At 73.8% G+C, this 11,835-nt stretch carries 8 protein-coding genes; 7 read left to right on the top strand and 1 reads right to left on the bottom strand.

Annotation, left to right across the window (positions count from 1 at the left end):
- Positions 1-68: 68 nt before the first annotated feature.
- Positions 69-971, top strand: coding sequence for an NAD-dependent epimerase/dehydratase family protein (locus ACFYPD_RS18465; RefSeq protein ID WP_387114534.1), 903 nt, complete (start codon positions 69-71; stop codon positions 969-971).
- A gap of 250 nt (positions 972-1,221) precedes the next feature.
- Entirely contained in the window at positions 1,222-4,461 is a 3,240-nt protein-coding gene (locus tag ACFYPD_RS18470; RefSeq protein ID WP_387114537.1) for a hypothetical protein, read from the top strand.
- A gap of 51 nt (positions 4,462-4,512) precedes the next feature.
- Here ACFYPD_RS18470 and ACFYPD_RS18475 read toward each other — a convergent pair whose 3' ends face one another.
- Complete coding sequence (locus ACFYPD_RS18475; RefSeq protein ID WP_387114540.1) at positions 4,513-5,562, bottom strand: zinc-dependent alcohol dehydrogenase family protein; 1,050 nt, start codon at positions 5,560-5,562, stop codon at positions 4,513-4,515.
- A 158-nt stretch (positions 5,563-5,720) separates the two neighbouring features.
- Here ACFYPD_RS18475 and ACFYPD_RS18480 point away from each other — a divergent pair, with 158 nt between their 5' ends.
- The 5 genes from ACFYPD_RS18480 to ACFYPD_RS18500 all read left to right on the top strand — a co-directional run bounded on the left by ACFYPD_RS18480 (position 5,721) and on the right by ACFYPD_RS18500 (position 11,828).
- Positions 5,721-6,629 (top strand): arginase family protein, encoded by a 909-nt coding sequence (locus tag ACFYPD_RS18480; protein WP_387114543.1) that lies wholly within the window; start codon positions 5,721-5,723, stop codon positions 6,627-6,629.
- Between the two features lie 265 nt (positions 6,630-6,894).
- On the top strand, positions 6,895-8,157 hold the full coding sequence (locus tag ACFYPD_RS18485) for a cytochrome P450 (RefSeq protein WP_387114546.1): 1,263 nt from the start codon (positions 6,895-6,897) through the stop codon (positions 8,155-8,157).
- A gap of 165 nt (positions 8,158-8,322) precedes the next feature.
- Positions 8,323-8,775 (top strand): helix-turn-helix transcriptional regulator, encoded by a 453-nt coding sequence (locus tag ACFYPD_RS18490; protein WP_387114549.1) that lies wholly within the window; start codon positions 8,323-8,325, stop codon positions 8,773-8,775.
- 198 nt (positions 8,776-8,973) lie between these two features.
- Positions 8,974-11,406 carry a nitrate- and nitrite sensing domain-containing protein gene (locus ACFYPD_RS18495; protein WP_387114552.1) on the top strand — a complete coding sequence of 811 codons (2,433 nt, stop codon included), beginning with the start codon at positions 8,974-8,976 and terminating at the stop codon, positions 11,404-11,406.
- Between the two features lie 17 nt (positions 11,407-11,423).
- The gene (locus ACFYPD_RS18500; protein ID WP_121398599.1) at positions 11,424-11,828 is read left to right on the top strand and encodes a roadblock/LC7 domain-containing protein; all 405 of its coding nucleotides are present in this window, start codon (positions 11,424-11,426) and stop codon (positions 11,826-11,828) included.
- Positions 11,829-11,835: the final 7 nt, after the last annotated feature.

The raw sequence follows: 11,835 nt of genomic DNA on the forward strand, positions 1-11,835 counted from the left end.
GGCGAGGCATGGGGTGTCGTCGTGTGCTCCTGGGATGCCGGACCTCGGCGCGGGGGGAGGATGTGACCATGAGTGGTCTCGAAGCAGTAGTTCCCAGGCGGGTCGTCGTCACCGGCGCGGCCGGAAAGCTCGGTCGCGCTGTGGTCGCGCACCTGCGCGCGGCGGGCGTCGACGTGCTCGCGGTCGACCGCGCCGGCGGGCGCGACCCGCGTGACGTCGACGGCGAGTTCCTCCTGGTCGACCTCACCGACTACGGGCAGGTGCTGGAGGCGTTCACCGGCGGCGCCGACGAGCACGCCGGCGGTGTCGGGGCGGTGGTGCACCTGGCGGCGGTCCCGGCGCCCGGGCTGCTGCCCAACGCGGTGACCTTCGCGAACAACTCGGCCGCGACGTACAACGTCTTCGCCGCCGCGCGGGCGGCCGGGATAAAGCGGGTCGTGTGGGCGTCGAGCGAGACCGTGCTGGGCCTGCCGTTCGACACCCCGCCGCCGTACGCGCCGGTGGACGAGGAGTACCCGCCGCGCCCGGAGTCGACCTACTCGCTGAACAAGGCCCTCGAGGAGGAGATGGCGCGGCACTTCTGCCGCTGGGACCCCGAGCTGGTCATGGTGGGCCTGCGCTTCTCCAACGTGATGGACGTCGAGGACTACGCGGGATTCCCGGCCTTCCAGGCCGACCCGGGGCTGCGCCGCTGGAACCTCTGGGGCTACATCGACGCCCGCGACGGCGCCCAGGCGGTCGAGCGGGCGCTCGCCCACGACCACCCCGGCGCCGATGTCTTCATCATCGCCAACGCCGATACTGTGATGACCAGGTCCAGCGCCAGCCTGATGGCCGAGGTCTACCCGGACGTCGAGATCCGCGGGGAGCTCGGCGAACACGAGACCCTGCTGAGCATCGACAAGGCCCGCCGGGTGCTGGGCTACGAGCCGCGGCACTCCTGGCGCGACCACGTCGATCCCGCCGGTTGATCCGCCGATCAGGCGGCGGGGGCTCCCGTGAGCAGGGCCCCGCCATCCGATCGGGGGAGCGGGTCTGTATCGGAAGGTGGGGCGGCCCGCCGGTGCGGCCGGAATTGATGCCGTGCGGTGGAATCCGGGTGCGGCGCGGTACCGCGAAAAGACCGTGCCTTCTACCGTGACGTCCGGCACGCGGGCGGGTGGACGTTGCCGGGGACCGACCCGGTGGTGCCGTCTCGGGCGTTCACAGGGAGTTGACTGGATGCAGGTCTGGAGTCGCACCGTCGCGGGTCTGGTCGCCGGGGCCGTCGTGGTGATGGGCGTACCGGCGGTCGCGGGCACCGTGGCGACCAAGCTCACCGCCACCGGCGCCGGGACCACCGTGCAAACCGGCGCGGCGGCGATGAGCGGCGGCGCCGCGCTCGGCGCGGCGCGCACGGTCGCCACGGCGGCGCAGGTGGTGCCCGGGGACACCCGGCTGGTGCCGACGGCGCCGCGTACCGACACGCCGCGGATCACCAACGGCGAGATCAAGGACCTGGAGGTGATCGGCAACCGGGTCTTCATCGCCGGCACCTTCACCTCGATCGCCAACGTCGGCGGAACGTCGATCGCGCAGAAGTCGCTGGCCTCGTACAACCTGGACACCGGGAAGGTCGACACCGGCTTCCGGCCGACGTTCGACGGGTCCGTCGAGGCCGTGGAGGCCTCGCCCGACGGGTCGTCGCTCTACGTCGCGGGGTCCTTCAACACGGTCAACGGCGTCACGAAGCGGAAGATCGTGCGGCTCAACCCGACCACCGGCGCACCGATCGCGGCGTTCACCGCGACCGCGAACGCCCGCGCGACCGCGCTGGCCGTGAGCAGCACCGCCGTCTACGTGGGCGGCCAGTTCAACACGGTCAACGGCGTGAGCCGCAGCGGCCTGGTCGCGCTCAACCCGACCACGGGCGCGGTGGACACCGGCTTCAACCTGCCGCTCACCGGCGGCATCGGTGTCGGCGGCATGCTCACCGTGCAGCAGCTCAAGCTGACCCACGACCGGAGCAAGCTGCTGGTCGTCCACACCGGTCGGCAGATCGCCGGCCAGGACCGCTACGGCGTCGCCCTGGTCAACACCGCCACCAAGGCCCTGCTGCCGTGGCGCACCCGGCTCTGGGAGGACAACCTCTCCTTCGTCGGCGGCATCCAGCGGGTGTTCGCCGGTGACATCGCGCCGGACGACTCCTACTTCGTCGTCACCAGCGGCTCGGGCGGCGACCGCCCGCCGATCAACGACACCGCGATGGCGTACCCGCTCACCGGCGCCGACAACGTCCAGCCGCTGTGGGTGTCGCGGCACTTCGACAGCGTCTACTCGGTCGCCATCACCGCCACCGCCGTGTACGTCGGCGGCCACTTCAGCTGGCAGGAGTCGCCGACCTCGAACGTGCCCTGGCCCGGCCTGGACAACGTCGGGTACGGCACCGGCCAGGGCCTGAGCGGCTACGGCCTCGGCGACCAGGTGGTCCGGCGCGACCACCTCGGCGCGCTCGACCCGAAGACCGGCACGGCGCTGGAGTGGAACCCCGGCTCCAACTCCTACGAGGGGGAGAAGGCCATGCTGGCCACCGCGCGCGGTCTCATCGTCGGTGGCGACGGCAACGTCAAGGGCGGCAAGACGGTCGGCCGGGTCGGCTTCTTCGACCTCAACACGGTGCCGGCGCCGGCGGCGGTCGACACCACCATCGTCACCCCCATCGAGGGCGCGGTGAAGCCGGCCAACGAGTCGTTCACGCTCGGCGGCCAGGCGCTCGCCCCGGCCGGCGTCAGCCGGGTCCAGATCGAGATCCAGAACCGGAACACCAGCCAGTACCTCCAGGACGACCTGAAGACGTGGGGCGCGTCCAACAGCATCAACGCCACGGTCGCCGCGGTGAACGCCACCTCGACCACCTGGACGCTCCCGGTGTCGCTGCCCTCCGGCGTCTACCAGATCCAGGCGAAGACGTTCGGCCGCAACAGCACGAGCGACGCCACGAAGGCGGTCAAGAAGATCGAGACGTTCCGGTTCGACGACCTGCCGCCGTCGACGCGGATCGACTCGCCGCCCGGCGGCCTCGTCGCCACGAAGACCTTCGTCGCCACCGGCACCGCCACCGACGACAAGGGCGTCAGCGGGCTCACCTACTCGTTCCGCACCCCCGACAACCGCTACCTGCAGGACGACGGGACGGTGGCCGCGGTCTACAACACCTTCCGCGGGGAGCCGGACGTCATCGGCGCGCTGTCGACCACCTGGCAGTTCGAGGTGGCCCTGCCGATCGAGGGCCAGTGGAAGATGACGGCCACCGCGATCGACAACGCCGGCCAGAGCGACCTGCGCGGCGACACCCGGGACTGGACGGTCTCGTCGACCGGTGTCCCGCCCACGGTGGCCATCACTTCGCCCGTGCCGATGACCCCGCCGACCGCGGCCACACCGGTCACCGTCGGGCCGGGCGGCACCGTCACCTTCGCCGGCACCGCACAGGACGACGACGCCGTCCGGTCGGTCGAGATCTACCTGCGCAACAACACCACGCGGGAGGCGCTGGCCGCCGACGGCACGTGGGGCGCCGACTCGGTGGCGGCCTACTACCGGATCTCCCCGACCAACCTGAACGCCGCGTCGTACGCCTGGTCGTACACCACCGTGCCGCTCACCCCGGGCGTCTACGACTTCCGGGTGCGGGCCACCGACAGCCTGGGCCTGACGACGTCGGGCAGCAACCAGGGCCGGCTCAGCGTCACCGCGCAGGTGCCCGGCGACGCGTTCCCGGACGGTCGGCTGAGCTTCACCGGTGTCGACCAGAACGTCGACCAGTTGCACCTCAACCTGGCCGGCACGGCGACCGACGACAAGGGCGTGCAGAGCGTCCGGGTGGCGCTGCGCGACCTGGACACCGGCCGGTACGTGCAGCCGAACGGCACCATGGCCGCCGCCTTCGCCACGCTGAACGCCACGCTGGCCGCGCCGGGCGCGACGAGCACCGCGTTCACCCTGTCGACCGACCTGCCGACCAAGGGCGAGTACAGCGTCGAGGCGTGGGCCGTCGACACGGCGGGCCAGCAGGACGGCTCGACGTCCGGCGCCACCGCGCGGTACCTGGTCTACCCGGGTGACCTCGATCCGCGGCTGGAGCCGAGCATCACCCCGGTGGAGGGCGAGGTCTACACCGGCGGCCGCATCGTGGTCACCGGCCGGGCCGTCGACGACGTCGGGATGCTCCGCGTGGAGATCCAGATCTCCAACAGCGCGGGTCAGGGAATGAACGCCGCCGGCACGTTCAGCACGCCGGGCACCCCGGGCAACTTCCCGTGGATCGCGTCCTTCCTCACCAGCCCGGGTTCCCCGGGGTCGAACTTCGCGTACACCTCGCCGGCGATCCCGGCGGGCACCTACACGGTCTCGATCCGGGGCGTCGACGCGTACGGGCAGTTGCAGCAGCCGCCGAGGACCGTCTCGGTGACCGTCAACTGAGCTCGGCCACGGACCGGTCCGGCCCTCGGGACGGATCGGTCCGCGGCCCGCTCAGCGGGGTACGACGAGGCACATCCCGCCGGCGGTAGGACCGTCCATCATGGTCAGCGCGTCGGGCACCTCGTCGAGGCCGATGGTGCGGGTGATCAGCTCGCCGGGGCGCAGCACCCCGGCCGTGACCAGCCGGAGCAGCTCCGGATAGGCGTGCGCGGCCATGCCGTGGCTGCCCCGCAGCTCCAGCTCGTACGCGATCACCAGCTCCATCGGCAGCGCCGGGCGGCCCTGCGCCACGGGGAGGAGGCCGACCTGCACGTGCCGGCCGCGCCGGCGCAGGCTTTCGACGGATGCCGCGCAGGTGGCGTGACTGCCCAGCGCGTCGAGGGACAGATGGGCCCCGCCGCCGGTCGCCTCCCGGACGGCCGCGGCCACCGCACCGGGTCCGGTGAGCGCGCCGCCGTCGAGGCAGACCGTCGCCCCGCAGCGCCGGGCGAGGTCCAGCGCGCCGGGGGCGATGTCGACCGCCACCACCCGCGCGCCGCAGGCCGCCGCGATCATCACGGCCGACAGGCCCACCCCGCCGCTGCCATGCACCGCCACCCACTCGCCCGCGGCCACCCGCCCCTGGCTGACCACCGCCCGGAACGCCGTGGCGAAGCGGCAGCCGAGCGCCGCGGCGGTCGGGTGGTCCAGCCCGTCGGGGAGCCGGACCAGGTTGACGTCGGCATGCCGCACCACCACGTATTCCGCGAACGAGCCCCAGTGCGTGAAGCCGGGCTGCGTCTGCCGCTCGCAGACCTGCTGGTCGCCGGCGAGGCAGGTGGGGCACTGCCCGCAGGCACAAACGAAGGGCGCGGTGACCCGGTCGCCGGGCCGCCAGCCGCGGACGTCCGCGCCGACCGCCGCGACGACACCGGCGAACTCGTGCCCGGGCACGTGCGGCGGGCGGATGTCGGGGTCGTGCCCCTGCCAGCCGTGCCAGTCGCTGCGGCACAATCCGGTCGCCTCGACCCGGACGACCGCGCCGTCGGGCGGCGGCACCGGGTCCGGGACGTCGCGGACCTCGGGCCGGGCACCGAACTCGTCGAAGATCACGGCACGCATGGCCGCATCCTCACACGCCGCCGCCCGGCCGGCGGGCCCGGGCTTCCGCCGGGCCGTGCACCGCCCGCAACGGCCACCCCCCGGCGGGGCGGTGGACCGTGGTGGGCGGCCCGCGCATACCGCCGCTTCCGGAGGGCGACGGATGCCACCATGGGGGCGTGACAGCGCGGGGCTGGTATCTGCTGGGGGCGCCGTGGGACTGCTCGGGGCTCTCTCGGGGCGAGCAGCTCGCGCCGGCGGCGCTGCGCGCGGCCGGGCTGTCGGACCTCGTCCCCGACGACGCCGGGGACGCACCGATCGTCATCGACGACGACCGGCGGGACGAGGCGACCGGCGTACGCGCGCTGGCACAGACCGGCCGAGCGGCGCGGGTGCTGGCCGACTGGCTCGACGACGCCGCGGGGCGCCGACCCGGCCGCCGGCCGCTGGTGCTGGGCGGTGACTGCAGCCTGCTGCTCGGTGTCCTGCCCTGGCTGCGGCGCGACCGGGGTCGGGTGGGGCTCTGGTTCGTCGACGGGCACCCCGACTTCCTCGACGGCCACTCCTCGCCGACGGGGGAGACCGCCGACATGGACCTGGCCCTCCTCACGGGCTCCGGTCCCGAGCGGCTCACCGCGCCGGCCGGGGTGACCGCGCCGCTCGTCGCGCCGGCGGACGTGGTGCTGGTCGGCCACCGTACCTGTGATCTCGACCCGGAGGCCGCCGCGGAGGTGGCCCGGCTGCCCGACAGCATCCGGCGCCTCGACGCCCGGACGGTCGTCGACGCGCCGCGGCGGTGCGGCGAGCGCGTCGCGGCCCTGCTCGCCGACGTCGACGGGGGTGTCTGGCTGCACGTCGACTGCGACGTCCTCGATCCGGCGGTCATGCCGGCCGTCAGCTACCCGGAACCCGGCGGGCCGACGCCCGGACAGCTCGCCGACCTGCTGGAGCCGCTCTTCGCCTCGCCCCTGCTGCTCGGCGTGAGCATCGCCGACTTCCGGCCAGACCTGGATGCGGACGGCACCCACGCGGCGACGCTGGTCGCGCTGCTGCGCCCGCTCCTGTCCGACGACGGCCATTTCCCGTGACGGGCGGTTAATGGCGTGGCTGGCGGCGGCAATCCCCTTTTGTCGCCTCTCGCGGTAAGGTCGTTCGCGCTGCTCATCGCCAGGATCGCTGCGCAATCGGCGGGCCGCAAGTTGCAGACAGGCAAGGAATTCGCAAGGCCGACGCAATGCTATTCCTAAGCAAATCCCATTGACGTCGGCAAATCTTGACTTGATTCGCTGAGGGGCGCACCGTGAAAGGTGCCGGCACCCGACGGGTCGCCGGGTCGCCATTCAGGAGGCGGTCATGCGGTGGAATCCGTTCGCCGGCGCGTATCTCGCCGACCCGGCGCAGGTGTGGCGGGAGCTCCTCGACTCCCCGGGCGGGGTGCACCACGACGAGGGCCTCGGGCTGTGGCTGATCACCCGGCACGCCGACGTGCGCCGGGCGCTCGGGGACACCGAGAGCTTCGGCAACGCCCTCACCCTCGCGCCGGTCTACGACGTCTGCCCGGAGGCGATGGCCGTCATCATGCAGATCGACGCCCCGCCCACCACGGCCGCCGCCGACCCGCCGGTGCACCCGCGGACCCGCCGGGCGCTGCGGGCCACCTTCGCCAACACCGCCGACCGGGTCGAGCAGCGGTACGGCGCGATCGTCCGGCGCCGGGTCGACGAACTGGTCTCCCGCCTCGCCGCCCGCGCCGGCCAGCAGGTCGACCTCGTCCCGGAGTTCACCACCGAGCTGCCCCTGCTGGTCCTGCTCGACCTCCTCGGCGTGCCCGAGTGGGACATCGCCCGAATCCGCGCCTGGGCGGACGGCCAGATCGCGCTGGTCTGGGGGCGGCCGGAGCCGGCGGAACAGGTCCGGCTCGCCCAGGGTCTGCTGGATTTCTGGCGCTACTGCCAGCAGCTCGTGCGCGACCGGCTCGACAGTGGCCGGTCCGGCGACGGCTACGTCGACCAGTTGCTCGCGTACCGGAACGGCGACGACGAGGTGCTCACGGTCGCCGAGGTGTCGAGCATCGTGTTCAACCTCCTCGTCGCCGGGCACGAGACCACGGCCGGGCTGCTCGCCCACGCGCTGGACCAGGCGCTCGCCGACCCCGACCGGTGGCGGGCCATGGCGGCCGAGCCGCACCGGGTGCCCGGGTTCCTCACCGAGACGCTGCGCTTCGCGCCCGCCATCGACGGCTGGCTGCGGGTGACCAACCGGCCGGTCGCGCTGGGCGGGGTCACCATCCCGGCCGGGGCGCGCTGCCTGCTGCTCATCGGCGCCGCGAACCGGGACCCGGCGGTGTTCGCCCACCCGAACCGCTTCGACCCGGAGCGGGCCGACGCGAACGACCACCTCTCCTTCGGGCACGGGCCGCACTTCTGCATCGGTGCGGCACTGGCGCGGCTGGAGGCCGGGATCGCGCTCACCCGGCTCGCCGCGGCCGTGCCCGGGCTGCGGCCGGCCCCCGGGCACCGCCGGTCGTACCAGCCCAACGTGGCGTTCCGCGCGCACCGTGGCCTACCCGTGGTGGTCGACACGGCGGTGCCCGCCGTCCAGCGGCCCGCGGCCTGACCCGCGTCGCCGTGCCGGGCGCTGACCTGGGCACGCGGTCACGGAGCGGAGTCATGTCTTCACACCCGTCGGTGAATGGGTTAAGAATTGTCCCCTGCGAATGCCCAGTCATCACCCCACCCCGATCTCATGTCGATGCCGGCCCGGCGTCGCGAAGGTGAGCACATGGATCGCACGCCCCCGTCGAGCGCCGCTCACTCCGCTGCTAGCCATCGCTTCCGGGCGGAGTTGCGTCGCTGGCGGACGCGGCAGGGACTGACCCAGCGGGCGCTGGCGGAGCGGGTGCGGTTCAGCCGGGAGACGGTCGCCGCGGTCGAGTCCGGCCGCCGGTTCGGCAGCCAGGAGTTTGCCGTCCGCTGCGACGACGTGCTCGGCACCGGTGGCCGGCTCGCGGCGCTGTGGCCCCAGGTCGCAGCGGAGCAGTTGGCCGCGGACGGTCGTCGCGGGCCCCGGTTCGGCGAGGTGGCGAGGCTGGAGGCGGCGCCGGTCGCCCGGCGCGACGCGCGCGATCCGGAGGCGGTGGTGGCGGCCATCGACGAGTTGCGGGAACTGATCGGTCAGGTGCTCGGCCAGCCGGAGGCCGACGGTCCGCCGCCTTCGGGGCCTGGCCGGCGCTGACGACGGAGGGTCCGCACCGGGTGGGGCCCGCGGGTGCCGTCGGCGCTGCCCACTCTGGGTACAGATGCTGGTACGGGCTGTTTGTACCACCCTCAGGTCTGGTCTGGACGCACGGCTTCCGGCGCAATGAAACGTGCAATCCGCAAATGCAGATAGACCGTTGTTGATGAGTGCGGGGAGTCAGCCTTGGCGTCGAGCATGAGGTCCCACGCGGCCCGACCCTACCCGACCCGCCGCCGCGGCTGGAAGATTGCCGCCCGGATGCGCCTCATCGTCGCGGCTCCGCTGGTCGCCGTGCTGGGCTTCGCCGGCCTGGCGCTGACCGAGAGCGCCCGCCAGACCACCCGCGCCAGCGACCTCGGCGTCCTGGCGCAGCTCGGTGCCGAGGCGGGCGACCTGGCCCACCGGCTGCAGAACGAGCGCATCGTCGCCGCCGACCTGCTCACCCGGGGCGCGCCGGAACAGCAGGACGCCTTCGCCGACGCCACCACCGCCACCGACGCCGCCGTCGCGCACTACCGCCGGCAGCGGGCGAAGCTGCCCGTCGGCGCCGCCGCCGACCAGGCCGTCCTGCCGCGGATCGACGCGGCGCTGGCCGGCCTGCCGCCGCTGCGCGCCCAGGTGCGCACGGCGGAACGCGCCTCGGTGTCGGCGATGACCTTCAGCTACCGGATCGCCATCGCCGACCTGCTCAGCCTCCGCGGGAGCGTCACGCTCGGCGTGGTCAACGCCCGGATCGCGGACGGCATCCGCGCCTCCGCGGCGCTGTCCGAGGTGGCCGAGGCGATCGGCCAGCAGCAGGTCGCCGTCCTGCGCGCGGTCGCGGCCGACCAGTTGACCCCCGCCATGCAGCAGGACATCACGGCCGCCCGGGCCGGCTTCACCGAGTCGAGCCTCGCTTTCCTGGCGCTCGCCCGGCCCGCCTGGCGCGGCTGGTGGGAGCAGGCCGCCAGCGGCGAGAGCGCGCTGCTGCTGCAACGGATGCAGGACCAGGTGTCCCGGAGTGTCGCCGGCAGCCCGCTGGAGCTGGACCTCGACACCTGGGTCACCGCCACCCGGCAGTGGTCCGTGCGCCTGGCCGAGCTGCGCCAGCGGGTCGACGCGGTGGTGCTCGACGACGTCCGCGCCGCGCACGCGGACCAGCGGCGGCGCACCGTGATCGAGGCGGCGGCCGTCGTGGTGGCCCTGGTGCTCACCACGCTGGTCACCTGGGCGGTGGCCCGGCAGATCACCCGGCGGCTGCGCCGGCTGCGGGACGCGGCGAACGCCGTCGCGTTCGAGCGGCTGCCCCAGGTGGTGGCCCGGCTCGAGCACCGGGACAGCTCCTCGGTGGACCCCGACGAGCTGGCCCGGCGGCAGGCCGGCGCCGCGCTGGAGCCGTCCAGCGACGACGAGATCGGCGAGGTGGGGCAGGCCTTCACCGCGGTGCACCGGGCGGCGGTGCGGACGGCGGCCGAACAGGCGGTGATGCGGGCCAACACCGCCGAGATCTTCATCCACCTCAGCCGGCGGGAGCAGCGACTCGTCGACGCGGTGCTGGCCCAGGTCGACAAGGTCGAGCGGGACGAGACCGACCCGGACCGGCTGCACCAGCTCTACACGCTGGACAACTTGGCCACCCGGATGGGGCGGATCAACGCGAGCCTGCTGGTGCTCGGCGGGGTCGGCGTCGGGCGGGTACGCCATCACGACGTGCCGCTGCAACAGGTGCTCCAGGCGGCGCAGAGCCAGATCGAGCACTACGCCCGCATCCGCCTCGGCCTGGTCGACGGCGACGTCGCCGTCGGCGCCGAGTCCGTCGACGAGGTCGTGCACCTGCTGGCCGAGCTCATGGAGAACGCCACCGGCTACTCACCGCCGGGGACCGAGACCTGGGTGACCGGCCGCAGCCTGGGCGACCGGGTGATCGTCCAGATCAGCGACGAGGGCGTGGGGCTGTCCCCGCAGCGCCGGCAACAGCTCAACGACCTGCTCGTCCGCCCGCCCGCCATCGACGTCGCCGCGGTGCGGGCGATGGGGCTGGTCGTGGTGGGCCAGCTCGCCACGCGGCTGGGCGTGGCCGTGCAGCTCCGTCCCGGCCCGCGCCGCGGCACCATCGCCGAGGTGGCGCTTCCGGGGTCGATGATCCGGCCGCTGCCCCCGGAGGAGTTCCTGCTCACGTCCGCCCGACCGTCCCGGCGGGCGGCGCGGACCGCCGTGTCGTCGCCCTACCGGGCGGCGCCCGAGCCGTGGGCCGGCAGCCCGCCGGCCGACCAGGTGCTGCCCGTGGCGCCCGTCTTCCAGCCCGCCGCCGCGCCGGACCGTGGCGCCGTGCCCGCCGAGGACCTCGTCATCTACCACCAGGTCAACCACTGGTTCCAGGCCGACCGCCCGGGCGGCGGGAACGGTACGCCGTGGGCCAGCCCCGCCGACGACGGCTGGCGTACGGCGGCCCGGGCCGACGCGCCCGAGGTCGTCGGGACCACCACCTCGGGCCTGCCCAAGCGGCAGCCGCAGCAGCTCCTGGTGCCGGGCGGCGTCACCGTGCCGCGGCAGCGCTCCGAGCACCGCGACCCGGCGCGGGTGGCCACCGCGATGGCCGCGTACGCCCGGGGAGTCGCCGGCCGCCGGCCCAATCTGATCAACCACTGATCCGACAGGGAGTGCACGTGACCGACCACCAGGATCTCGGCTGGCTGCTGGACGCCTTCGCCGAGCGCGCGACCGAGGTCAGCCATGCCATCGCCATCTCCAGCGACGGCCTGATGGTGGCCGCCACCCGAGGGCTCCCACCCGATCGGGCGGACCAGCTGGCGGCCACCGGCAGCGGGCTGGTGAGCCTGCTCCGCGGCGCGGCGGCCTTCTTCGACGCCGGCGCGGTGATCTCCAACGTCACCCAGCTGGAGGGCGGCTTCATGTTCTCCATGGCCTTCAACGACGGCGCCTCGCTGCTCGTGCTCGCCGACCCGCAGTGCGACGTCGGCAAGGTCTCCTACGAGATGACCGAGCTGGCCAACCGCATCGGCGACGCCCTGACCCCCGCGGCCCGGGCGGCCCTGAGCCGCAGCCGCTGACCCCGGC

The sequence above is a fragment of the Micromonospora sp. NPDC005299 genome (genome assembly GCF_042872345.1).
Taxonomy (GTDB): Bacteria; Actinomycetota; Actinomycetes; order Mycobacteriales; family Micromonosporaceae; genus Micromonospora.

Coding starts and splice junctions, on each gene's coding strand:
- ACFYPD_RS18465 (WP_387114534.1), top strand. CDS start 69: ATGAGTGGTCTCGAAGCAGTAGTTCCCAGGCGGGTCGTCGTCACCGGC.
- ACFYPD_RS18470 (WP_387114537.1), top strand. CDS start 1,222: ATGCAGGTCTGGAGTCGCACCGTCGCGGGTCTGGTCGCCGGGGCCGTC.
- ACFYPD_RS18475 (WP_387114540.1), bottom strand. CDS start 5,562: ATGCGTGCCGTGATCTTCGACGAGTTCGGTGCCCGGCCCGAGGTCCGC.
- ACFYPD_RS18485 (WP_387114546.1), top strand. CDS start 6,895: ATGCGGTGGAATCCGTTCGCCGGCGCGTATCTCGCCGACCCGGCGCAG.
- ACFYPD_RS18490 (WP_387114549.1), top strand. CDS start 8,323: ATGGATCGCACGCCCCCGTCGAGCGCCGCTCACTCCGCTGCTAGCCAT.
- ACFYPD_RS18495 (WP_387114552.1), top strand. CDS start 8,974: ATGAGGTCCCACGCGGCCCGACCCTACCCGACCCGCCGCCGCGGCTGG.